Source organism: Variovorax paradoxus B4, assembly GCF_000463015.1.
GTDB classification, from domain to species: Bacteria; Pseudomonadota; Gammaproteobacteria; order Burkholderiales; family Burkholderiaceae_C; genus Variovorax; species Variovorax paradoxus_E.
Genome location: NC_022247.1, coordinates 1,513,547 through 1,535,110 on the forward strand (window position 1 = coordinate 1,513,547; position 21,564 = coordinate 1,535,110).

The 21,564-nt window shown below is 68.9% G+C and carries 21 protein-coding genes; 11 read left to right on the top strand and 10 right to left on the bottom strand.

The genetic code is table 11. From position 1 onward, the window contains the following. Positions 1-117 precede the first annotated feature (117 nt). Together VAPA_RS06865 and VAPA_RS06870 are read left to right on the top strand one after the other, a co-directional pair. Positions 118-297, top strand: a complete 180-nt coding sequence (locus VAPA_RS06865; RefSeq protein WP_021006041.1) for a DUF3606 domain-containing protein — start codon at positions 118-120, stop codon at positions 295-297. 181 nt (positions 298-478) lie between these two features. Next, positions 479-1,156 (top strand): hypothetical protein, encoded by a 678-nt coding sequence (locus tag VAPA_RS06870; RefSeq protein WP_021006042.1) that lies wholly within the window; start codon positions 479-481, stop codon positions 1,154-1,156. On the opposite strand, the gene VAPA_RS06875 is transcribed toward VAPA_RS06870, so the two are convergent. Beyond that, on the bottom strand, positions 1,102-2,352 hold the full coding sequence (locus tag VAPA_RS06875) for a DNA topoisomerase IB (RefSeq protein WP_021006043.1): 1,251 nt from the start codon (positions 2,350-2,352) through the stop codon (positions 1,102-1,104). The genes VAPA_RS06870 and VAPA_RS06875 overlap by 55 nt on opposite strands. 122 nt (positions 2,353-2,474) lie before the next feature. On the opposite strand from VAPA_RS06875, the gene VAPA_RS06880 reads away from it, so the two are divergent. Further along, positions 2,475-3,542: a purine-nucleoside phosphorylase gene (locus VAPA_RS06880; RefSeq protein ID WP_021006044.1), complete on the top strand. Its 1,068-nt coding sequence runs from the start codon at positions 2,475-2,477 to the stop codon at positions 3,540-3,542. A gap of 6 nt (positions 3,543-3,548) precedes the next feature. Here the strand turns inward: VAPA_RS06880 and VAPA_RS06885 are convergent, their stop codons facing one another. Then, positions 3,549-4,229: a TIGR02117 family protein gene (locus VAPA_RS06885; protein WP_021006045.1), complete on the bottom strand. Its 681-nt coding sequence runs from the start codon at positions 4,227-4,229 to the stop codon at positions 3,549-3,551. A gap of 13 nt (positions 4,230-4,242) precedes the next feature. Continuing rightward, a complete protein-coding gene (locus VAPA_RS06890) occupies positions 4,243-5,493 on the bottom strand; it encodes a Y-family DNA polymerase (RefSeq protein ID WP_021006046.1) in 1,251 nt (416 codons plus the stop codon). Positions 5,494-5,601: 108 nt separating this feature from the next. Here VAPA_RS06890 and VAPA_RS06895 point away from each other — a divergent pair, with 108 nt between their 5' ends. Both VAPA_RS06895 and VAPA_RS06900 read left to right on the top strand, forming a co-directional pair. Further along, positions 5,602-6,447 carry an RNase A-like domain-containing protein gene (locus VAPA_RS06895; RefSeq protein ID WP_021006047.1) on the top strand — a complete coding sequence of 282 codons (846 nt, stop codon included), beginning with the start codon at positions 5,602-5,604 and terminating at the stop codon, positions 6,445-6,447. 19 nt (positions 6,448-6,466) lie between these two features. Beyond that, complete coding sequence (locus VAPA_RS06900; protein ID WP_021006048.1) at positions 6,467-6,745, top strand: contact-dependent growth inhibition system immunity protein; 279 nt, start codon at positions 6,467-6,469, stop codon at positions 6,743-6,745. A gap of 47 nt (positions 6,746-6,792) precedes the next feature. Here VAPA_RS06900 and VAPA_RS06905 read toward each other — a convergent pair whose 3' ends face one another. Beyond that, positions 6,793-7,431 carry a hypothetical protein gene (locus VAPA_RS06905; protein ID WP_021006049.1) on the bottom strand — a complete coding sequence of 213 codons (639 nt, stop codon included), beginning with the start codon at positions 7,429-7,431 and terminating at the stop codon, positions 6,793-6,795. A 109-nt stretch (positions 7,432-7,540) separates the two neighbouring features. Here VAPA_RS06905 and VAPA_RS06910 point away from each other — a divergent pair, with 109 nt between their 5' ends. Then, positions 7,541-8,104 carry a putative glycolipid-binding domain-containing protein gene (locus VAPA_RS06910; RefSeq protein ID WP_021006050.1) on the top strand — a complete coding sequence of 188 codons (564 nt, stop codon included), beginning with the start codon at positions 7,541-7,543 and terminating at the stop codon, positions 8,102-8,104. Between the two features lie 11 nt (positions 8,105-8,115). Here VAPA_RS06910 and VAPA_RS06915 read toward each other — a convergent pair whose 3' ends face one another. Together VAPA_RS06915 and VAPA_RS06920 are read right to left on the bottom strand one after the other, a co-directional pair. Then, the gene (locus VAPA_RS06915) at positions 8,116-9,114 is read right to left on the bottom strand and encodes a Bug family tripartite tricarboxylate transporter substrate binding protein (RefSeq protein WP_021006051.1); all 999 of its coding nucleotides are present in this window, start codon (positions 9,112-9,114) and stop codon (positions 8,116-8,118) included. After that, positions 9,111-10,031, bottom strand: a complete 921-nt coding sequence (locus tag VAPA_RS06920) for a LysR substrate-binding domain-containing protein (protein WP_021006052.1) — start codon at positions 10,029-10,031, stop codon at positions 9,111-9,113. The genes VAPA_RS06915 and VAPA_RS06920 overlap by 4 nt, the downstream gene beginning before the upstream one ends. Before the next feature lie 120 nt (positions 10,032-10,151). Here VAPA_RS06920 and VAPA_RS06925 point away from each other — a divergent pair, with 120 nt between their 5' ends. The 3 genes from VAPA_RS06925 to VAPA_RS06935 are packed head-to-tail and all read left to right on the top strand — an operon-like array spanning position 10,152 to position 15,252. Further along, entirely contained in the window at positions 10,152-12,893 is a 2,742-nt protein-coding gene (locus VAPA_RS06925) for a tannase/feruloyl esterase family alpha/beta hydrolase (RefSeq protein WP_021006053.1), read from the top strand. Further along, positions 12,893-14,245, top strand: a complete 1,353-nt coding sequence (locus VAPA_RS06930; protein WP_021006054.1) for a hypothetical protein — start codon at positions 12,893-12,895, stop codon at positions 14,243-14,245. The genes VAPA_RS06925 and VAPA_RS06930 overlap by 1 nt, the downstream gene beginning before the upstream one ends. 32 nt (positions 14,246-14,277) lie before the next feature. Then, a complete protein-coding gene (locus VAPA_RS06935; RefSeq protein WP_021006055.1) occupies positions 14,278-15,252 on the top strand; it encodes a tripartite tricarboxylate transporter substrate-binding protein in 975 nt (324 codons plus the stop codon). Between the two features lie 12 nt (positions 15,253-15,264). On the opposite strand, the gene VAPA_RS06940 is transcribed toward VAPA_RS06935, so the two are convergent. From VAPA_RS06940 to VAPA_RS06955, 4 genes are all read right to left on the bottom strand, one after another. Further along, the gene (locus tag VAPA_RS06940) at positions 15,265-16,605 is read right to left on the bottom strand and encodes an MFS family transporter (protein ID WP_021006056.1); all 1,341 of its coding nucleotides are present in this window, start codon (positions 16,603-16,605) and stop codon (positions 15,265-15,267) included. 107 nt (positions 16,606-16,712) lie between these two features. Beyond that, entirely contained in the window at positions 16,713-17,870 is a 1,158-nt protein-coding gene (locus tag VAPA_RS06945) for an alpha-hydroxy acid oxidase (RefSeq protein WP_021006057.1), read from the bottom strand. Positions 17,871-18,007: 137 nt separating this feature from the next. Next, on the bottom strand, positions 18,008-18,892 hold the full coding sequence (locus tag VAPA_RS06950; RefSeq protein WP_021006058.1) for a LysR substrate-binding domain-containing protein: 885 nt from the start codon (positions 18,890-18,892) through the stop codon (positions 18,008-18,010). A 22-nt stretch (positions 18,893-18,914) separates the two neighbouring features. Next, entirely contained in the window at positions 18,915-19,505 is a 591-nt protein-coding gene (locus VAPA_RS06955) for a TetR/AcrR family transcriptional regulator (RefSeq protein WP_021006059.1), read from the bottom strand. A 93-nt stretch (positions 19,506-19,598) separates the two neighbouring features. Here VAPA_RS06955 and VAPA_RS06960 point away from each other — a divergent pair, with 93 nt between their 5' ends. Both VAPA_RS06960 and VAPA_RS06965 read left to right on the top strand, forming a co-directional pair. Next, positions 19,599-20,021: a nuclear transport factor 2 family protein gene (locus VAPA_RS06960; protein WP_021006060.1), complete on the top strand. Its 423-nt coding sequence runs from the start codon at positions 19,599-19,601 to the stop codon at positions 20,019-20,021. A 76-nt stretch (positions 20,022-20,097) separates the two neighbouring features. Further along, the gene (locus VAPA_RS06965) at positions 20,098-21,285 is read left to right on the top strand and encodes a sensor histidine kinase (protein ID WP_021006061.1); all 1,188 of its coding nucleotides are present in this window, start codon (positions 20,098-20,100) and stop codon (positions 21,283-21,285) included. Positions 21,286-21,564 lie beyond the last annotated feature (279 nt).

Here is a 21,564-nt window from a genome sequence, read left to right on the forward strand (position 1 = left end):
CGCCCGCACGCCGGTTTCGGACATTTCCTGCAAGGAGCCGCGCCGCCGTCCGCCAGTGCCGCGCAGCAAGGGCGCGCATCGTCTTTGCATCGACCCACCAGACACAGGACGCACGCCATGGCAGACGACCCGAACAAGCGCGGCCCGCAGGACCGGACCCGCATCAATGTGAACGAGCCGCACGAGGTGCGCTATTGGACCCAGACGCTGGGCGTGACCGAGGCGCAGCTGCGTTCGGCCGTGGCCGCCGCGGGCGTCGAGGTGAAGGACGTGCGGGTCTACCTCGGCAAACCCTAGGCGGGTGGCAAAAGCGTAGGCACGCTCCTACACCCGCTGCGGGGGGCGGGCCCGATACTTTGTCTTTCCTTCGCTTCAGGACGCGCAAAGTGAACGAGCCGATCGCCGAACCCCGCACCAGCAGCAGTCTGCGGGCCTGCCACTCCCTCACCGAGGCGAAGCCTTCGGCTCCCAGCGCGCAATGAAGGCCGCGCCCGGAGCCCGAAGCTGGATCGCCGCTGGTGTACGCCACGAACTGCTCACCCGCGCCTTGCCGGCACTGCGCCACGACATGGCGGCGCCGGTGTCGGTGATACGCATGGCGCTGCTCATGCTCAAGCGCCAGATCGGCGCGCCGGTCGTCGATGCGGTGGTCTGCGAGGAACGCGTGGCGCTGATCGACAACCAGGTCTCCGAACTCGTGGAAGGCATCCGCTCGCTGCGCGACTGGGAACTGGCCACGACGGATGACGGCATCACGCGCAGCGCGCTGGTGGCGCAGTGCGTGGGCCTGATGCGCGCGGCCTTCGACATGCATGGCGTCGAGCTGGCTGTCGATGCCGCGCTCGAGCCGCAGGCGGACGAAACGCGCTGGCCCCAGGGTGCGGCGCTGCGCTACCTGGTGCTTGGCGGCCTCGGGTACCTGCACGACGGCGCGTCCGAAGCCGGCACGATCCGCATCGAGGCCGATGGCGGCAACGCGCTTCGCCTCAGCGCCTTGCCGCGCGAATCCGCCGGCGCCAGCCCGGTGCTCGACGCGCACCGCGCACCGCGTGCGCTGGCCATCGACGCGATTGCGCTCCAGAGCCTGGCGGAAGACCTGGGCTACACCGTGGCGCTCGAGCGCGACAGCGTGCGCTTTCCGCTCGCGCCGGGCTGAGGCCTTCGTTTTTCTTCGGCCTTGCGCCTGCCGTTGGCCCTGCGCGCCTCGCGCTGTTCGCGCGCCTGGCCTTGCCGATGCATCCGCAGGAAGGCGAGCAGCCGCTGTTCCGCGGCGTGGAGCCCGCGCGTCTTGCGGGCCGCGGTGCGGGCTGACATCTTTCGCAGCAGCTCGGCCGCAGGGTCTTCTTCGTCGCCCGCGAGCGCGCTGCCCAGCGCCAGCACGGCCGGGTGCACGTAGGCCTTCTTGCACACCGCGGGCGTGTTGCCCAGCTGTTTCGCCACGGCGGCCAGTATTTCCTTGGCGCTGTAGCGCGTGCCGTCGGCGGCCGTGCGGCCCGGCTCGCTGGCCAGCCGCGTGAGTTCCAGCGCCTGCACCGTGCCATGCCAGGTCCGGAAGTCCTTCGCCGTGAAGCGCTCGCCGGGCGAGGCCTCGGCAAGGTAGTCGTTCACGTCGGTGGACGACACGCTGCGCAGCTGTCCGTCTTCCTCCTGGTACTGGAACAGCGCCTGGCCGGGCAGCTGTTGGCATCGGCGTACCACCTTCGCCACGCGCGGATCGTCCAGCCGGGCTTCGTGCATCACGCCGCTCTTGCCCTTGAAGCGCAGCCGCAGCGCCGCGCCCTGCACGGCCGCATGCCGGTTGCGCAGCGTGGTGAGGCCGTAGGAGCCGTTGCTGTTCGTGTACGCCTCGTTGCCCACGCGCAGCAGCGTGGTGTCGAGCAGGCGCACCAGCGCCGCCAGCACCTGCTGGCGCCCGGGCTGTGCCGTGGCCGCGCCTTCCTGCAGGTCGCGCGCCACGCGGGCGCGGATGCGCGGCAGAGCGAGCCCGAAGGCCTCGAGGCGCTCGAACTTGGTCTCGTCCTGAAAAAGCCGCCAGTCGGCGTGGTAGCGGTATTGCTTGCGTCCCCGGGCATCGATGCCGGTGGCCTGGAGATGGCCGTTGGGCAGCGGGCAGATCCACACCTGCGTGTAGGCCGGTGGAATCGCCAGCATGCGGATGCGCGAGAGCTCGTCCGCATCGCGCACCCATCGGCCCTCTGCATCGCGGTAGCGGAAGTGCTCGCCGTGCCTCAGGCGCCGGATGCCCGGCATGTCGGGGTTCACGTAGACGAGGCCATCGGCAATCGGCGCGGCGGTGGGTGCCGGTTTCGAAGGCGGTGGGGTCGAGGAGGACGATCTGGAGCGGGCCGGCATGGGGTTTGCGTGGTGACGGTACCCAGCGCTTGTGCCTGCACCGACAATCGCCGCCTGTAGGACGCCGCAATCGCCGCTGGTGCGATGGAGGCGCTTTGTTCTTTCCCTGGAGTCCCAAAGAAATGATGTTCTTCCATCGGCCGTTCCCGTCTTCCTGCGTGCGCTGGCTCTCGGCTTGCGGCGCGGCGCTGCTCGTTGCGGCTTGCGCTTCCCCAACTTCGCCGGTATCGGCTGCACGCCCTGCCGCCGCCGCTGCCGCCGTGCCCGTCAAGGTGAAGGTCTTCGTCGCGGCCATGTTCGAGATCGGCCAGAACACCGGTGACCGGGCCGGCGAGTTCCAGCACTGGTACGAGCGCTACTGGAAGGGCGCCACGCCCCTGGCCGTACCCGGCGCATTGCAGCCGGTGTACTGCAACGCCGACGGTGTGTGCGGCGCGGTGCTCGGCATGGGCAAGGTCAACTCCTCGTCGTCGATGCAGGCCATCCTGCTGAATCCGCAGTTCGATTTCTCGCAGGCCTACTACGTGATTTCCGGCGTGGCCGGCACGCCGCCTGCGCGCGGCACCATCGGCGAGGTGAGCTGGGCCACCTGGCTGGTGGATTACGACCTCGGCCACCGCTGGGCGCCCGAGGAGAACAAGCCCGGCGAACCCACCTTCATGCCGCGCAAGGGCTACGAGGAATACCGCCGCTTCAAGCTCAACCCCGACCTCGTGGGCTGGGCGATGAAGCTCTCGTCCGACACGCCGCTCAAGGATTCGGACAGTGCACGCAAATACCGCCTGCGCTACCCCGATGCCGCCGCGCGGCGCGCGCCCTTCGTGGGCACCGGCACCCACATGACCGGCGACACCTTCTTCCACGGCCCCGGCATGTCGAAGCAGGCACAGTACATCGCCAGGCTCTACGGCGCCGACGATTACGTGATCACCGAAATGGAAGCGGCCGCCATCACGCTCGTGATCAAGCGCACCCACGGCACCGACCGCGTGATGAGCCTGCGCGGCGCCGTCAACTTCGACCAGGGCAACCCGAAGGAAAGCACGCTGCAGCACCTGGACCCGGCGCCGGGAGAGACGGCGGGCGGCTTTGCCGAGACGGTGGAGAACATCGCGCTGGTGGGCACGCGCGTGGTGGACCACATCGTCGCCAACTGGCCGCAATGGCAGGCCGGCGTGCCGAAGCCCTGAGCGGGTTCAGGGCCGCACCGGCTGCAGGTGCCACGTCACGTTGAAATCGAAGGGCGTCCACCGGCTCACCGTGACGCCCGCGTGCCGCAGGCCGCGGCCGGTCCAGGTGTTGCAGGTCTCGAAGAGGTGGTAGCCGCCTTCGGCTTCGTAGAAGGCGTCGTCGTTGCCGTAGTGGGCACCGGCAACGGGTGCCGCGCGGCCCGAGGCGAGCGTCGTGCGCACGTAGCCCGCGAGCTGCGCGTACTGCGCCCGCGAGAGCGGCAGGTGGAAAGCGTTCTTGCGCAACGAGGCGCGCCTGAGGTAGGTCACGTGCAGCAGCGCGCGGTTGCCGCCGAGCATGGCGCCCAGGGCGCGCGATGCCGTGAGGTCGGCCCAGGTAGGCGTGTGCAGGTAGAACTCGCGGTCGCCCCAGCCGATGGCGATGAACTCGGCGTCGGGCGGCACGGCCTTGAAGTGCCCGAACGGAAAGAGCTGTTGCCAGTCGATGGTGGCCGAGCGGATCGGAAACACCAGGTCGGTGTGAATGCCGTTGCTCAGCACCCAGGCCTCGACGGCGGGCGGCTGCGCGGGCGCCCCTGCATTGGCCGGCCAGAGCATCAGCGCGCAGGCGGCGCCCACATACAGCCCTGCCGCCAGCGTGAACCCCAGCAGCGTGAATGCGATGCGCCGGACCCAGCGTCTGATCACGGCGCGAGGTGTCTCAGAAGAGCGACGCGGTGGCCGAGGCCGCCTCCGCGGAGGCGCGCGAGGCCGGGCCGCCCGCGGCCGGTGCCATGGCCTCGGGGCTGCCCGCCTTCGCAAGCGCGCCCACGCGCACGCCCAGCAGGCGCAGCGGCCGTTCGAGCGGCACGCGCTTCAGACACAGCCCGCCGATCTGGCGGATGGTCTTGCCGTCCGCGGTGTGGCGCTCGATGGTCTGGTCGCGCGTGGCGATCTTGAAATCGTCGTAGCGCAGCTTGATGCCGATGGTCTTGCCCACGTAGCCCTTGCGCTGCAGGTCTTCGGCCACCTTCTCGCACAGGTGGGTGAAGATCGCGCCCAGCTCGGCGCGGTCGCGCACCGCATGCAGGTCGCGGTCGAAGGTGGTCTCGCGGCTCATCGACACGGGCTCGCTCTCGGTCACCACCGGCCGGTTGTCGCGGCCCCAGGCCACCTCGTGCATCCACGCGCCGGTGGACTTGCCGAAGTTATGGATCAGCCAGTCGCGCTCGCGCGCCGCGAGCTGGCCCACCGTCTCGATGCCGAAGCGCTTGAGCTTCTCGTCGGCCTTGGGCCCGATGCCGTTCACCTTGCGGCAGGGCAGCGGCCAGATGCGCGTCTGCAGGTCGTCTTCGTAGACCACCGAGATGCCGTTGGGCTTGTTGAACTCGCTCGCCATCTTGGCAATGAGCTTGTTGGGCGCCACGCCGATGGAGCAGGTGAGGCCGGTCGCGTCGAGGATGGCTTTCTGGATGAGCCGCGCGAGCGAGCGACCGCCTTCACGCTGGCCGCCGGGCACGTCGGTGAAGTCGATGTAGACCTCGTCCACGCCGCGGTCTTCCATCAGCGGCGCGATCTCCCTGATGACCTGCTTGAAGGTGCGCGAGTACCTGCGGATCTCGTCGAAGTCCACCGGCAGGATGATGGCCTGCGGGCACAGCTTGGCGGCCTTCATGAGCCCCATGGCCGAGCCCACGCCGAACTGCCGCGCCGGGTAGGTGGCGGTGGTGATCACGCCGCGGCCCACGTAGTCCTTCAGCCGCGCAAAGGCCTCGATCGGAATGTCGGCCAGCGTGCCGCCCTCGGGCACGTGGCGGATCGCCTCGTCCACGCTGCGCCGCCCGCCGCCGATCACCACCGGCAGGCCCTTGAGCTGCGGATAGCGCAGCAGCTCGACCGACCCGTAGAAGGCGTCCATGTCGAGGTGGGCGATGCGGCGGATCGGGGGTGTTGGAACGGTCGGGGAGCTCACGGCATGGATTGTCTCGCGGCCGGGCGATGTTCGCCTGCCGGGTGGCCGCGTGCAAGAATGCGGCGGATTGCGGGCTGGCCCTCCGATGGCATGGGAAAGGAATCAGGCATGGATGACGAAGTCGAAGGCTTGAGCGTCGCGCTGACGCCGGTTCAGATGGCCGCGGTGCTGGGCGGGGAGGACGTGCCCGAATCCGCGAGCCTGAGCAACCGGGTCTGGGGCACCCTGGGGCTGGTGGGCGGCGTGGTGGAACTGGTGGGCGCCGGCGTGCTGTGCCTGGCGCCGGAGCCCACGATGGTGAGCAAGGCCGGGTGCGTGGTGCTCGGCGTTCATGGCAGCGACACGGTTTCCGCCTCCGCGCGCCAGATGTGGACCGGGCAGCTGCAGCGCACCGCCACGGCCATCACGGCGGACGCCGCGGCGCAGTCGCTGGGCGCATCGCCCGAAACCGGCGCGCAGATCGGACTGGCGGTCGACGTGGCGGTGCCGCTGTTCGTGGCTTCCGGGCTCGTCGCCGCGCGCGTGATCGCGGTGCGCGCCGGCAGGTTTCGCCTGGAGCCGGTCAACCTGTTGCGGCATGAAGGGCCGCTGAACACCAAGATCGGCGGCCACACGATTCGGGAGCATGTCGGCAAGACCGAGGTGGAGCTTTTCGAGCGGTTGGTGAACAAGCCGTCGCTGCCCAAGGTGTCGTCGTTCCACAACCTCGACATCGCGGAGCGCGCCATCAGCGCCACTGTGCGTGCCAACGCCAGAGCCATCAAGGCGTGGTCGCGCTCGGCCGCCGTGGGCTCCAAGCCCATGGTGTTCGAGCACAACGTCGGCAGCGTGGTGGGCATCGGCGTTCAGCGGGGCAGCACCGCCGTCAGCCAGCTGAGCAACGTGCGCCTGATCCTGAACATGAAGAGCTACAACGGCATGCCGTACTACATACTGACGGCGCACCCCTTCTGAAACCAGCAGCCGAATCACCATGAAGCGCTACGAACTCATCGAGAACCTCACCGAGGTTTACTTCGGCCAGGATTACGATTATTTCGGCGAGACCGGCGCCGAAATCATGGCGGAATACCGGAAGGCGTGTACGCCCGCCGAACTCGAGGCGTTGCGCGTCGAGATCGTCGATTTCATGCGCTCGCACCCGGATCTGGAAACCGACTTTCCGCGCCGGTTCGAGCGCCCCGCCCAGCCGGAAGACTTCGGATCCACCATCCGCGAATTCCTGGAGAGCGTGCTCGCCGCGCTGAAATAGCGGCGGGCGCCCCATCCGATTACCTTGGTGCGCGGCGCTGGCAATTTTCAGCGCAGACCGAATGCCCCGGCCGCTTGCGCCTGGCTGCCCAGCCACGCATCCGGTCCAAGCTCTTTCGCAAGATGTGCCACGAGCTTGGCGGTGCGCTCGCGCAGCGGGGCAATGCGGGCCTGCAGGGCGGCCCTGGGCAGCGCAACGGCCTGGCCGGGTTCATCATCGAAATCGGGGTTGCTTTCGCGGACGTAGAGCGTGCCGTTGTGGGCCCAGACCTCCACCGCCCAGCCCTGGTCCTGGTCGTCGTAGACCATGCCTTGGTCGTTTCCGGCCACGGCGGCAAGGAAGTGGTCCATGGAAGAGAAAGTGTCGTACCAGGGGAAGGACAGGTGAATGCCCGCCTCCTCGTTGTCGAGCCGCAGCGCCATCCAGAAGTACTGGCGCACCTGGTGGAGTTTCAGCGCGTGCTGCCGGGCCAGTGCGGCCACCTGACCGTAGTACGCCGCAAGCTCTGCCTCGTGCCCGACGGCCTCCGAGGTGCGCGCCAGCAAGCGCGAGGCGCGAGGGAGTTCCGGCAGGGCGAGCGGCTCGGGCGGACGGTCCGGTGCCGCATGGAATTCGTCCCGCAGATGAAATGCGATCTCGGGTTCGAGCGAGTCGATCGGCCGGGCATCGGCGAACCAGGATTCCACTTGCGTGCTCCTCCGAATGGTGCCCCGCGGCGGAGGCGAATCTTCTTCACGATGCGGGACATTGTGACAAGGCTTGCCTGTTGCGCCCGCTGGGGCCATCATCCGCGCCATGCAAACCGTCGCTTCCATCCTGTGGCGCAGGCTCGATGCACCGGGCCACGACGCCTGCCGGCTCGAGCGCAACGCAAGCGCGTGGCAGCTCGACGGCGCCGCCGTGTTCCGCCTCGAGGACGGCCGCATCGGCCAGCTGCACTACCGCGTGCGCTGCGACCTGCACTGGCACACGCAGTGGGGCACGGTGCGCGGCTGGCTCGGCGGCCGTGCCATCGACCTGTCCATTGCCCGCGATGCGCGCGGCCACTGGAAACTCAACGACGAGGCGGCGCCCGACCTGTCGCATTGCACGGACCTCGACCTGGGCTTCACGCCCGCCACCAACCTGCTGCAGCTGCGCCGGCTCAACCTGGCAAAGGGCGAGGGCGCCGACGCGCCGGCCGCCTGGGTCGACCTGGACGGCGGCGGCGTGCTCGGCGAGCTGATGCAGCGCTATGAGCGAACCGCGGACGACGCCTATGCCTACGAGGCCAAGCGCTTCGACTACGCGGCAACCCTGCGCGTCACGCAGGACGGATTCGTGCGCGACTACCCGGGCCTCTGGAGCGCCGAAGCCTAGACACGGGCCGGTCAGTCGAACTGCGACCGGTCTCCCGCCACCAGTTCGCGGTTGCGCCGCCGGTCGATGGCAATCTCGCGCGCGAAGTCTTCGCTCGGGCCGCCGGCCGGAATGTTGTGCGCGTCGCGCAGCCGGGTGTGCAGAGGCTCCGCGCGCAGCAGGCGGTTGATCTCCGCGTTGAGGCGCTGAACCACGGCCGTTGGCGTACGTGCCGGCGCGAAGATGCCGAACAGCGAATCGCGGTTGGCCTTCTCGAAGCCCAGTTCCGCGAGCGTGGGCACCGAAGGCAGCGCCTCGATGCGAGCCGGTGCGCCCACGGCCAGCGCGCGCAGGCGGCCGCTTTCGATGTACTGGAGCTGCTGCGCCGCGACGTTGGTCGACAGCACCTCGAACTGCCCGCTCAGCGCGTCGTTGAGCTGCGGACCGCCGCCCTGATACGGAATGTGCGTGATGTCGGTGCGGCTTTGCATGCGCACCTGCGTAAGCACCATGTGCCCGATGGTGGCCACGCCCGAGCTGGCCCAGCGCAGCGTGCCCGGCCGGCTGCGCGCCATGGCGACCAGGTCGCCGAAGCTGCGCCCCGCGAAGGCCGGCGTGCCGACCACCAGCACCGGCGTTCGCATGACGCTGGCCACGGGCGCGAAGGCGCGCAGCGGGTCGTAGGCCACGCGCGCGAGCAGCGGCTGCAGCGTGAGCGGGCTGATGGCCGAGAAGGCGAGCGTGCAGCCGTCGGGCACGGCGCGCGCGAGCACGCCCATGCCGACGCTGCCGCCGGCACCCGCGCGGTTCTCGACCAGCACCGGCACGCCCAGCGCCTGCGCGAGCGGCTCGGCCAGCGCGCGCGCCATGCCGTCGCTCACGCCGCCGGGTGGGTACACCACGATCAGCCGCACCGGCCGCTGCGGCCAGGGCGGCGCGGCGGCGTGCAGCAGGCGCGCCGCCGCGCACGAGGCCGCGAGCAGCGTGCACATGCGGCGCACGAAGCGGCGGCGCGGCAACGACATGCTCATGACGCGGGGTTCTCGTTCGCGAGCCGGCGCAGCAGCGCGGCAAAGTGCTGCGCGGGCAGGTTGTCTTCCTCGGCGCGCAGCACCAGCGTGAGCGGCGCGTCGAGCTGGCCGCCATCGGCCAGCCGCGCATAGGCGATGGCATGCGCGTGCACGCCGCTCATCGAGGCCGGCACTACCGAGAGGCCGACCCCCGCGGCCACGAGGTTCAGGTTGGTCATCATGCGATCGACTTCGGCCACCACGCGCGGGCGCAGGCCCTTGGCGTGGCACAGCGCGAGCAGCTCGGCATAGAGGCCGGGCGCGCCGGGGCGCCGCACCAGGATGATGCCTTCCTCGCACAGCCTGGCGAGCGGCAGCGCACGCGAGGCCTTGCTGCGCGCGAGGGCAAGCCGATGGTCGATGGGCATGGCCACCAGCACCGGTTCCCGCAGCAGCGTTTCGAACACCAGGCCTTCGGGCCGCGCCACCGGCACGCGCAGAAGGCCGCAGTGCAGGCGGCCGGCGGCCAGCGCCTCGGTGAGTTCGGCGGCGTTGTCCTCGCGCAGCTGCAGCTCCACGTCCGGGTGCGCGCGGCGAAAGGCGCGCAGGGCCTCGGGCATGAAGCGGTGCGCCGCAGCCGAACTCGTGAAGCCGACCGCCAGCGTGCCGGCCTGCCCCTTGGCCACGCGCGCCATGCGCTGCTTCATGGCCTCCATGTCCTGCAGCAAGCGCAGCGCCTCGGCCTGGAACAGCCGGCCCGCGTCGGTGAGCGCCACGCCGCGCGGATGGCGCCTGAACAGCAGCACGCCGAGCTCGCGCTCCAGCGCCTTGATCTGCTGGCTCAGCGGCGGCTGCTGGATGCCCAGCTGCTCGGCGGCGCGCGTCATGTGGCCGGTGCCGGCCACGGCCGTGAAGTAGCGCAGCGCTCTGATGTCCATATGTTTTTCGTATTGAAAGTGCTTCTTTATTTTATTTGACCCCAGGTCACTCGTGCACCTATCGTCCGGCCGCCTGTTCAAAAAAGCGGCCCTTCGAGGCCGCATGCCGGAGACAAGTCCATGCGCACACCGCGCCCCTCATCGATGATTCGCGCCGCTTTCCGCGCCTGCCGCCCGCTCGGCACTGTGATCGGCATTTCCCTGTTCGTGGCCGCATGCGGCGGTGGGGGAGGCGGCGGCAGCGGCGGCTTCTTCTTCCCGGCGCCGCCAGCAGGCAGCAACGGCCCGCCCGAAGCCGACCCGCCGGACAACCCGCCGCCTGCGCCCGTGGTGCCGGTGCTCTCGTGCGCGGAGCTTGCCGGCAAGAGCCTGCCCGCTTCGGCGATCGGGCTGCCCACGCAGGGCGCCACCGTCACCAGCGCCGTGCCCGTGGCCGCGGGCGACGCCGGCAACCTGATGGGCGACTACTGCCGCGTGCGCGGCACCATCCAGCCGGTCGACCCCGCGTCGCAGGCGATCAACTTCGCGCTCAACCTGCCCGAGAAGTGGAACCAGAAGACCATCCACTTCGGCGGCGGCGGTTTCGACGGCGTGCTCATCGACGGCACCGAGACCATCCGCTTCGGCCCGGCCGGCAAGCCCGCGCCGCTGGCGCTCGGCTATGCCACCTACGGCGACGATTCGGGCCACCAGGCGAGCAGCATCACCGACGGCCGCTTTGCGGCCAACGACGAGCAGCTGGCCAACTACGGCGGCCTGTCGCTCAAGAAGACCCGCGACGTGGCGCAGGCGCTGGTGCTCGCGCGCTACGGCGTCAAGCCGAAGAAAGCCTACTTCCTCGGCACCTCCACCGGGGGGCGCGATGCGCTCGGCTACGTGCAGCGCTGGCCGCTCGACTACGACGGCATCATCGCCAACGAACCCGCGCTCAACTACACGGGCACGCGGCTGTCGAACGTGGCGGTGGGGCGCGCGCTCTACAGCAACGGCGGCGCCGGCTGGATGAACGTGGCCAAGACGCTGCTGGTGCAGAAGGCCGCGATGCAGGCCTGCGACAAGCTCGACGGCGCGGCCGACAACATCGTGAGCAACGTGGAAAGCTGCCGCCAGCTCAATGCGCCCATCCTCGCATCGCTGCGCTGCAGCGGCGGGCTGGACGCGGGCGACACCTGCCTGTCGGACGCGCAGATCGCCACGGTGCACACCATCGAGTCGCCGCTCGAGTTCACCCGCTACACGCTCGCCAACGGCGTGCGCCGCGCGGGCGGCTACAACCTGCTCGAGGGCGCGCTCGTGGCCGGGCCGTACACCACGCGCGACCTCGGCACGCGCAAGGTGCCGGCCAATCCGGCCACCTCGGCCGATGCCAACATGTACGTCACCGGCGACCAGTGGGTGAAGTACTTCGTCACGCGCATCGACAGCTTCGACACGCTCGGCTTCGATCCGCTGGACCCGGCCGGCTACACGGCGCGCGTTGCGGAAGTGTCGAGGCTCACCGATGCCACCAACCCGGACCTCGCGCCCTTCTTCGCGCACGGCGGGCGCATCATCATGCTGCACGGCCTGGCCGACGAAGTGATCAGCCCCAACTCCACCATCGACTACTACCGGCAGCTCGTCGCCACGCTGGGCCAGGCCGCGGTGGACGAGAGCGTGCGCTTCTACACCGTGCCCGGCATGGGCCATGGCACGGGGGTGTTCATTCCCAACTGGGATTCGCTCTCGGCGCTTGAAGGCTGGGTGGAGGAGGGCCTCGCGCCCGCCACCGGCGTGGCGGTGGACGCCTTGGCCGGCACCTACGGCCGCACGCGTCCGCTGTGCCGCTTTCCGTCATGGCCCAAGTACCGGGGCAGCGGCAGCCTCGACGCGGCCGTCAACTACAGCTGCGTGACCGAGGTCGGCGATCCGCTGGCCTGCCCGAACCTGCCCGCGGCCGCCACGGCCTACAAGGGCGGCAACGGATTCGGCGAAGAGCTCAGCGTGCAGATCGACCCCGCCACCATGGCCTACACCGTCACCATCGACGCCAGCCTGCAGCGCACCGCCGGCACGCAGCGCAGCGGCACGCTGGTGGCGCAGGGCCAGTGCAGCTACGCCAGCGCGGAGAGCGGTGCGGTCTTCAGCTTCTCGCCCGGCGGCGTGCTGCTCGGCGGCGTGAACGCGCCGGCCGGCGGCGGCTTCACGCCGCTGCTGGCTTTCCAGGCGACCTTCGAGAACGCGGCCACGCCCACGGTGTTCAACCCGGTGGCGAACATCTTCAATGCGGTGGGCGTGCAGCAGGGCACCGGCACAGCGGTGGCGCATGCCTCGTCGGTGCGGCTGCGCAATGCGGGCACCTTCCAGTACTGCCGCGATCCGGCCACCGGCAGCTTCATGGCCTACGACCCGAGCTGCACGCAGACCGAGAAGGGCTACATCAGCTACAACGCCGCACGCAACGCCTTCGACCTGCGCACCACCTCGCCGACGGGTGGCGCCACCACCACGGGCGGCACGCTCACCGGCTCGATGGTGATCGGTCTGGTCAACGGCAACGCGGTGCCCCTGCACCTGGTGCGTGAGTCGGCCGCCAATACCGGCCTTCGGCTGCTGGCGCCGCAGCAGAGCCTGATGGCGGGCGCGGCCGACGGCAGCTACGCCATGGCCAGCGTGGCGGGCGAAAGCCGCGAGGCCACGGTGGCGGGCGGCGCCTTCAACCTGGGCGGTGCCGCCGCGGCGTTGAGCTACGACACGCCGGTGCCCGGCGTGGTGCAGGCCGACGCGGGCCGGCCCGGCAATTTCATCTTCACCCACGGCGTTCTCGGCTTCGTCTCCACATCGGGGACGGCCGCCGCGCTGGAACTCGGAGCACGGCATTGATGAACAACGGCAAACCACTTCTTCGAACTTTCGCTTTCGCGCTGCTCGGCACCATGGCCGCGCTGTCGGCCGAGGCCGCCGCCTGGGGCCCCAAGCCCGCGGCCTGCCCGGCGCCGTTGCCCGCGCAAACGCGCTGCTACACCGGCGACGATGGCGCCGGCGCGCTCTACTGGATCGCCATACCGCAGGCATGGAACCGCGTGCTCGTGATGCATGCCCATGGCGGCCCCGAGACCGGCCCGCCCAGGCTCGAGCGCAGCGAGGCAGACCTCAAGCGCTGGGCCGTCACCGTGAAGGCCGGCTACGCATGGGCCGGCTCCACCTACCGCCGCGGCGGCTACGGCGTGACCATGGCCGCGGAGGACACCGAGCGCCTGCGCCGCATCTTCGTGCAGCGCTTCGGCCCACCGCGACGCACGCTGCTGCATGGCCAGAGCTACGGCGCGGGCGTGGCCGCGAAGGCGGCCGAGCTCTATGCACCGGCAGGCGGTGCAAAGAGCCCGTACGACGGCCTCCTGCTCACCAGCGGCGTGCTCGGCGGCGGCAACAGCGCCTACGACTTCCGGCTCGACCTGCGCGTCGTCTACCAGCACGTGTGCCGCAACCATCCGAAGCCCGACGAGCCGCAATACCCGTTGTGGCAGGGCCTGCCGATGGAGTCGAAGCTCACGCGCGCCGAGCTGGCCGCACGCGTCAAGGAATGCACCGGCGTCGGCGTGCCCGCGGCGCAGCGCACGCCCGATCAGGCCGCGCGGCTCAAGACCATCCTGTCGGTCGTGAAGATCCAGGAGCGCTCGCTGGTGGGCCACCTGAACTGGGCCACCTGGCTGTTCCAGGACCTGGTGCAGCAGCGCCTGGGCGGACGCAACCCGTTCGGCAACGTCGGCGTGGCCTACCAGGGCTCGGCCGACGATGCGGCGCTGAATGCCGGCGTGGCACGCTATGCGGCCGACCCGCAGGCCAAGGGCGCGCTTGCCGCCGACAGCCAGCCCACCGGCCGCACCGCGCTGCCCACCGTGGCCCTGCATGCCATCGACGATCCCACGGCCTTCGTCGAACTCGAGAACGCCTACCGGCGCATCCGCGATGCCGCCGGCACGGGCGGCACGCTGGTGCAGAGCTTCAGCGCCGAGCGCGAGCACAGCTACCTGAGCGATTCGGAGTACCCGGCACTCTTCGCGGCGCTTGTCGACTGGATCGACAAGGGCGAGAAGCCCACGCCCGCGAGCCTTGCGCAGCGCTGCGCGGCGCTGATGCCGAGCTACGACACCGACGGCAAGAACGGCTGCCACATCAAGCCCGAATGGCAGCCGCCTGCGCTCGAAACCCGCGTGCCCGCGCGGGCGCCCTGATTTTTTCTTTTTTGACCCTGACGGAGACTTTCATGAAAAAACTGTTCGCCCTTGCGGCGATCCTCCTGGCTGCCGGTGCGCATGCGCAAGACTTTCCCGCAGGCAAGCCCGTGACCATCGTCGTGCCCTTTGCCGCCGGCGGCCCCACCGACCGCGTGGCGCGCGACCTGGCCGAGGCCCTGCGCAAACCCCTGGGCGGCGCGAGCGTGATCATCGACAACGTGCCTGGCGCGGGCAGTTCCATCGGTGCGGCCAAGGTGGCGCGCGCCGCGCCCGATGGCTACACGCTGCTCCTGAACCACATCGCCATGGCCACCGTGCCCACGCTGGTGCGCAACGTGCCGTTCAAGGTCGAGAGCGACTTCGAATACCTCGGCATCGTCAACGACGTGCCGATGACGCTGATCGCCAAGCCGAGTCTTCCGGCCAACAACTACGCGGAGCTTTCCGGCTGGATTGCCGCCAACAAGGGCAGGATCAACATCGGCAACGCGGGCATCGGCTCGGCCTCGCACCTGTGCGGGCTGCTCTTCCAGAGCGCGACGAAGACCGAGATGACGCCCGTGCCTTACAAGGGCACCGCACCCGCCATCACCGACCTGATCGGCGGGCAGATCGATCTCCTGTGCGACCAGACCACCAACACTTCGCCGCAGATCGAGGCAAAGAAGGTCAAGGCCTATGCGGTGACCACGCCCAGGCGCCTCGCGATGCCGCTGCTGAAAGATCTGCCCACGCTCGACGAAGCCGGGCTGAAGAACTTCCAGGTCACGATCTGGCATGGCCTGTATGCGCCCAAGGGCACACCGGCTGCGGTGCTGAAGAAGCTCAGCGACGCACTGAAGACCGCGTTGAAGGACCCCGACTTCATCAAGCGCGAAGAAGCGCTGGGTGCCGTGGTGGCCGCCGATGGCCGCATCGAGCCCGAGGGCCACAGGAAGTTCGTGGCGGCCGAGATCGCCAAGTGGAGCCCGATCATCAAGGCCGCGGGCGTCTACGCGGACTGATGAGGCACGGCCTCAGTGGTCGTGGTGCAGGTAGCTCGCCTGCCGCGGCAGCCGCAGGCTCACGAGGAAGGCAATCACCATCATCGCGCTCACGTACCAGAAGAAGGCCGATTCGTGGCCCAGCGACTTGAGCCCCAGCGCCACGTACTCGGCCGAGCCGCCGAAGATGGCGTTGGCCACGGCGTAGGCGAGGCCCACGCCGAGCGCGCGCACTTCGGGCGGAAACATCTCGGCCTTCACGATGCCGCTGATCGAGGTGTAGAAGCTCACGATGGCCAGCGCCACGATGATCAGCACGAAGGCAACCACGGGACTCGTGGTGTGCTGCAGCGCCGTGAGGATCGGCACCGTGGCCAGCGCGCCGAGCCCGCCGAACAGCAACATGTTGTTGCGCCGCCCGATGCGGTCCGACAGCGCACCGAACAGCGGCTGCATGCACATGTAGAGGAAGAGCGCGCCGGTCATCACGTAGCTGGCGGTCTTGATCGGCACGTGCACCGTGTTCACCAGGTACTTCTGCATGTAGGTGGTGAAGGTGTAGAAGATCAGCGAGCCGCCGGCCGTGAAGCCCAGCACCGTGAGGAAGGCCGGCATGTGGTGCTTGAAGAGCCCGGTCATGCTGCCGGCCTCCTTGTTGGCCTTGGCTTCGGCGCTTTGCGTCTCGTGCAGCGTGCGCCGCAGCAGCAGCGCCACCACCGCGGCCACCGCGCCGATGACGAACGGAATGCGCCAGCCCCAGGCCTTGAGCTCGGCTTCGGTGAGCAGCTGCTCGAGCACCACGATCACCAGCACCGCCAGCAGCTGCCCGCCAATGAGCGTGACGTACTGGAACGACGAGTAGAAGCCGCGCTGCCCGCGCAGCGCGACCTCGCTCATGTAGGTGGCAGTGGTGCCGTATTCGCCGCCCACCGACAGGCCCTGGAACAGGCGGCAGACCAGCAGCAGGAACGGCGCCCAGGCGCCGATCTGCGCATAGGTGGGCAGGAAGGCAATCACCAGCGAGCCGCCGCACATCATCGACACGGAGATCAGCAGCGAGGTCTTGCGCCCGATCTTGTCGGCAATGCGCCCGAACAGCCAGCCGCCGATCGGCCGCATCAGGAAGCCGGCCGCGAACACGCCGGCGGTGTTCAGCAACTGCACCGTCGGGTCCGACTTGGGAAAGAAGGCCGACGCGAAGTACAGCGCCGAGAAGGCATACACATAGAAGTCGAACCACTCGACCAGGTTGCCCGAAGAGGCCGCCATGATCGAGAAGACGCGGTGGCGTTTTTCTTCTGCCGTGTAGTGGGGAGGAGGGGGTGACGATGCGGGGGCCGATGAGCTCCCGGAAATGGAAGTGGCTGCGCTCATGATGGTTCTTGCCGCCCGTGCAGGCGATGTTGTTGGAAGCAACATTTTCTGCACGCGCGGATTCCCGCGCTGTCGGCCAGCGCCGCAAGCCTGATGCCCGAGGGGGCTTAGAAGGTACCCGGCAGCAGGATGCCCGAATCCACGTTCTCGATATTCGTGCGCCCGCAAAAGGCCATGGTGATGTCGAGTTCCTTGTGGATGATCTGCAGCGCGCGCGTCACGCCGGCCTGGCCGTAGGCGCCCAGGCCGTAGAGAAAGCTGCGGCCGATCAGCGTGCCGCGGGCGCCGAGCGCGCGCGCCTTGAGCACGTCCTGGCCGCTGCGGATGCCGCCGTCCATCCACACCTCGATCTCGCTGCCCACGGCGTCGACGATGGCGGGCAGCGCCGCGATGGAAGAGGGCGCGCCGTCGAGCTGGCGCCCGCCGTGGTTGGAGACGATGAGCGCGTCGGCACCGCTCGCGGCGGCCAGGCGCGCGTCTTCGACGTCCATGATGCCCTTGAGGATCAGCTTGCCGCCCCAGCGCTTCTTGATCCATTCGACGTCGGCCCAGCTCAGCGCCGGGTCGAACTGCTCGGCCGTCCATGACGACAGCGACGACAGGTCTTTCACGCCCTTGGCATGGCCCGCGATGTTGCCGAAGGTGCGGCGCTTCGTGCCCAGCATGCCCAGGCACCAGTGCGGCTTGGTCGCCAGGTTGATCATGTTGGCGAGGGTCGGCTTGGGCGGCGTCGAGAGGCCGTTCTTGATGTCCTTGTGGCGCTGGCCGAGGATCTGCAGGTCGAGCGTGAGCTGCAGCGCCGACACGTTCGCGGCACGCGCGCGCTCGATCAGGCGCTCGATGAAGTCGCGGTCCTTCATCACATAGAGCTGGAACCAGAACGGATGCCGCCCGGTGTGCTCGGCAATGTCCTCGAGCGAGCAGATGCTCATGGTCGAGAGCGTGAACGGAATGCCGAAGGCCTTGGCCGCGCGCGCGCCCAGGATCTCGCCGTCGGCATGCTGCATGCCCGTGAGGCCGGTGGGCGCAATGGCCACCGGCATTGCAACTTCCTGACCGATCATGGTGGAGCGCGTGGAGCGGCCCTCCATGTTCACGGCCACGCGCTGGCGCAGCTTGATCTTCTGGAAGTCGCTCTCGTTGGCGCGGTAGGTGCTTTCGGTCCACGCGCCGGAATCGGCGTAGTCGTAGAACATCTTGGGCACACGCCGCTTGGCGATCGCCCGCAGGTCTTCGATGCAGGTGATCTTGGAAAGGTCGGCCACGGGGAGTCTCCTGGGTAGTCTCTGTTGTTCGATCGCGCGAGCGGGGATTATGGGCAAGCTCCGCCGCGGGCCGAGTGTGACGCCCGAAACGGACCTCGATCTGAAAAATACCCAGGCCGGACCTGAAAAGAATTCAGTCAGTCCCGCAGCGCCTGCCGCAACCACTCGACGAAGGTCGCGCACTCCCAGCGCTCCATCGCCCCCGGCCGCCAGCACAGGAAGTAGGCGTTGGGCGAGGGCACGCTCTCTGCCGAAAGCCGCACGAGGCGCCCGTTCTCCAGCCAGGCGCTGCCGAGCTTCAGGTGCATCAGCACCACGCCGAAGTCTTCGGCCGCCGCGTCGAGCGCCAGACCCAGGTCGTTGAATTGATGCCCCGTGGCCGGCTCCGGCAGGCCGATGCCGCGGGCCTTGAACCAGGTGCGCCACGACTCGAGCGGCGTGCGCAGCAGCTGCACGCGCGAGACCTCGGCATCGGTCGCAAAGCCGTCGAACGGCCCGTGGCGCTGCAGGTACGCCGGGCTGCAGGCGGGCGCTACGTCGTCGGCCAGCAATTGGCAGAACTCGCGGTCGTGAAAAGGTCCGGTGCCGAAGCGCAGTTCCAAGTCGGCCTCTTCGGCCGTCATGTTGCGCACCGGCATGGTCACCTGCAGCATCAGCTCGATGTTCGGATAGGCATCGCGAAACCGCGCGAGCCGGGGCAGCAGCATCTGGCGGGAGAACGTGGGCGTCACTGCCACCCGCAGCCGCCGCACCTGCGATGCGGGCTCGCGGCCGGGCACCTGCTGCAGCGCCGCAATGGCCTCGCGCACGCGGCCCAGGTAGGCCACGCCGTCGGCGCTCAGGCCGAAGTCGTTGCCTGTGAAAAGCTTGAGTTCGAGCAGCGTCTCGAGCTGCCGGATGCGGTGGCTCACCGCGCTGGGCGTCACGCTGAGCTCTTCCGCCGCGAGGTTCACGCTGCGCAGGCGCGCCACGGCCTCGAAGGCCTGCAGGCCCTGCGTGGAGGGAAGTCGCGTCGATGCCATGGGGTGTTTTCCGGGAGCGATCTTATCGATGCAGCGTGGCGGCCAGTGCCTCGAGCAGGCGCCGCAGGTCGTCGATGGCTTCGCGCGCCAGCGCGGCGCTGCCCATCTGCGCCTTGACGATGGCACCGTCCACGCCGAGCCCGGCGGCCTGGGCGAGCGCCACGCGTGCGGGCAAGGCCGCGGGCAGCAGGCCGGCAATGACCTCCACCATCTCGCGCTTGTGTTCGCGCGCGCGCTCGGCGGCGCCTTCCACGCTGCCGCCCACCTCGGCCACCGCGTTGATGAAGGCGCAGCCGCGAAACGCGGGGTCGGCGAACCATTCGGCCATCACCTCGGCGAGCAGCAGCAGGCCATCGGCATCGCCGGCGCGTTCGTGCGCGCCGCGGCGTCCGAGTGCGTCGACGAACCATGCCATCCATCGCGCATGCCGGTGATCGAGAAAGGCGCGCACCAGGTCGTCCTTCGACGGGAAGTGCCGGTAGAAGGTGACCTTGGTGACGCCCGATGCGGCAATGACGCGGTCGATGCCGGTGGCGCGGATGCCGTCGGCATAGAAGAGATCGTGCGCCGTGAGCAGGATGCGTTCGCGCGCGGGCAGTCCGGAGATGTCCATGAGCCTATTGTAGGCATGTAGACAGGTCTGTCTACATGTGGCACATTGCGGGCCTTCGCCATTTCCTCCCTTCACCTTCAACGAAAGACCGCCATGGAATCCCGCCCCCCGCTGCCTCCCTTCACCCTGGAAACCGCGACGAAGAAAGTGCAGGCCGCCGAAGACGCCTGGAACACGCGCGACCCGGTTCGGGTGAGCCTGGCCTACACGCCTGACACCGAATGGCGCAACCGCGCCGACTTCGTCAACGGCCGCGAGCAGGTGGTGGAATTCCTCACCCGCAAGTGGGAGCGCGAGCACGACTACCGCCTGAGGAAGACGCTCTGGGCCTTCATGGACAACCGCATCGCGGTGCGCTTCGAGTACGAGTGGCACGACGCGGCCGGCCAATGGTTCCGCAGCCACGGCAACGAGAACTGGGAATTCGCCGAGAACGGCCTGATGCAGCGGCGCTTCGCGAGCATCAACGACCAGCCCATTGACGAGTCGGAGCGCAAGTTCCGCTGGGAGCGCTGAGCTCCCTCACCCCAACCCTCTCCCCGAGGGGAGAGGGAGCAAAGAACCAGGAACGTTTGTTGCTTGCTTTTGGTGCATGGAGACACCCGTACTGAACCCCACCGCCAGCCATCCGCTCTGGCAGCACCAATTGGGGTTGCTGCTGGAATCGACCGGCGAGGGCATCTTCGGCATCGACCTCGACGGCCATTGCATGTTCATCAACCGGGCCGGAGCGCAGATGCTGGGCCACGAGGCGCGCGACGTGATCGGCAGCAACATGCACGAGCTCACGCACCATTCGCACCCCGACGGCTCGCACTACGCCGACACGGACTGTCCCATCTTCAACGCCTTTCGCCGCGGCCTGCCGTGCCGCATCGACACCGAGGTGTTCTGGCGCCGCGACGGCAGCGCCTTCGCGGTGGAGTATTCGAGCCACCCCATCATGGACGGCGCGCAGGTGCGCGGCGCCGTCATCACCTTTGTCGACATCACCGAGCGCCGCCGCCAGGCCGAGGCGCTGCAGTTGGCCAAGGACGAACTCGGCCTGCGCGTGCAGGAGCGCACGCGCGAGCTGAGCGACGCGCTGGTGCAGCTGCGCGAACTCTCGGCCTGGCTCGACAAGGTGCGGGAAGACGAGCGCACGCGCATCGCGCGCGAGGTGCACGACGAGCTCGGCAGCCTGCTGGTGGCGCTCAAGATGGACGTGAACTGGATCGGCAAGCGCCTGGGCGAGCAGCAGGAGCGCACGCCGGATGCGGCAGAGGCCATGCGCACCCAGATGCGCAGCAAGTGCAGCAACATGAGCCAGCTGATCGAGCGCGCAGTCGACAACGTGGGCCGCATCATCACCGACCTGCGCCCCAGCATCCTCGACCACCAGGGCCTGTGGGCGGCGCTCGAATGGCAGGCGCACGAGTTCGTGCAGTCGGCCGAACTGGCACTGCGATGGCATTTCGACGTGCCCGCGGGCGTGGAGCTGCCCGAGCCTGCGGCCATCGCGGTGTTCCGGATCTTCCAGGAGATGCTCAGCAACGTCGGGCGCCATGCGAAGGCGCGCAGCCTCGACATCCGCATCGGCGTCGAAGACACGCAACTGAGCATCAGCGTGCGCGACGACGGCGTGGGCGCGCCAGTTCAGGCCTTCGAGGCCGCCACCTCCTATGGGGTGCTCGGCATGCGGGAGCGTGCGCGCCACTTCGGCGGGCGCATCGATATCGACAGCCGCGTGGGCGAGGGGAGCACTTTCTGTCTGCATCTGCCGTTGCTGGTGGATGCTTGAAGACTTGTTTCGCTTTGCGGTGTCGGGTTTGACGTGCGCTGCTGTTCAGGGCGCGTTCCCGCCGACGGGGTACGCGGCGAAGCGATTGTCCTCCGGCCTTCGGCTCCTCCTTGATTTCGCTGCGCAAGGCACCCCATCAGCGTGATCGTTGGAAAGAGCGGCCGTTGATCAGTGGTACACCACGAGCGTGCCCAGTGCACAGGGCATCGGGTGCTCCCCGCAGCGAAATCAAGGAGGAGCCGACGGCGGGGGACATTCGCGCAGGGGAGTACCCGGTGG

Excerpts from the sequence above, each read along its gene's own strand:
- VAPA_RS06875 (WP_021006043.1), bottom strand. The coding sequence starts at position 2,352 with ATGCCGGCCCGCTCCAGATCGTCCTCCTCGACCCCACCGCCTTCGAAA.
- VAPA_RS06895 (WP_021006047.1), top strand. The coding sequence starts at position 5,602 with ATGGATGACGAAGTCGAAGGCTTGAGCGTCGCGCTGACGCCGGTTCAG.
- VAPA_RS06930 (WP_021006054.1), top strand. The coding sequence starts at position 12,893 with ATGAACAACGGCAAACCACTTCTTCGAACTTTCGCTTTCGCGCTGCTC.
- VAPA_RS06880 (WP_021006044.1), top strand. The coding sequence starts at position 2,475 with ATGATGTTCTTCCATCGGCCGTTCCCGTCTTCCTGCGTGCGCTGGCTC.
- VAPA_RS06965 (WP_021006061.1), top strand. The coding sequence starts at position 20,098 with ATGGAGACACCCGTACTGAACCCCACCGCCAGCCATCCGCTCTGGCAG.
- VAPA_RS06940 (WP_021006056.1), bottom strand. The coding sequence starts at position 16,605 with ATGAGCGCAGCCACTTCCATTTCCGGGAGCTCATCGGCCCCCGCATCG.
- VAPA_RS06950 (WP_021006058.1), bottom strand. The coding sequence starts at position 18,892 with ATGGCATCGACGCGACTTCCCTCCACGCAGGGCCTGCAGGCCTTCGAG.
- VAPA_RS06935 (WP_021006055.1), top strand. The coding sequence starts at position 14,278 with ATGAAAAAACTGTTCGCCCTTGCGGCGATCCTCCTGGCTGCCGGTGCG.
- VAPA_RS06960 (WP_021006060.1), top strand. The coding sequence starts at position 19,599 with ATGGAATCCCGCCCCCCGCTGCCTCCCTTCACCCTGGAAACCGCGACG.
- VAPA_RS06865 (WP_021006041.1), top strand. The coding sequence starts at position 118 with ATGGCAGACGACCCGAACAAGCGCGGCCCGCAGGACCGGACCCGCATC.
- VAPA_RS06870 (WP_021006042.1), top strand. The coding sequence starts at position 479 with ATGAAGGCCGCGCCCGGAGCCCGAAGCTGGATCGCCGCTGGTGTACGC.
- VAPA_RS06920 (WP_021006052.1), bottom strand. The coding sequence starts at position 10,031 with ATGGACATCAGAGCGCTGCGCTACTTCACGGCCGTGGCCGGCACCGGC.
- VAPA_RS06955 (WP_021006059.1), bottom strand. The coding sequence starts at position 19,505 with ATGGACATCTCCGGACTGCCCGCGCGCGAACGCATCCTGCTCACGGCG.
- VAPA_RS06915 (WP_021006051.1), bottom strand. The coding sequence starts at position 9,114 with ATGAGCATGTCGTTGCCGCGCCGCCGCTTCGTGCGCCGCATGTGCACG.
- VAPA_RS06910 (WP_021006050.1), top strand. The coding sequence starts at position 7,541 with ATGCAAACCGTCGCTTCCATCCTGTGGCGCAGGCTCGATGCACCGGGC.
- VAPA_RS06925 (WP_021006053.1), top strand. The coding sequence starts at position 10,152 with ATGCGCACACCGCGCCCCTCATCGATGATTCGCGCCGCTTTCCGCGCC.
- VAPA_RS06900 (WP_021006048.1), top strand. The coding sequence starts at position 6,467 with ATGAAGCGCTACGAACTCATCGAGAACCTCACCGAGGTTTACTTCGGC.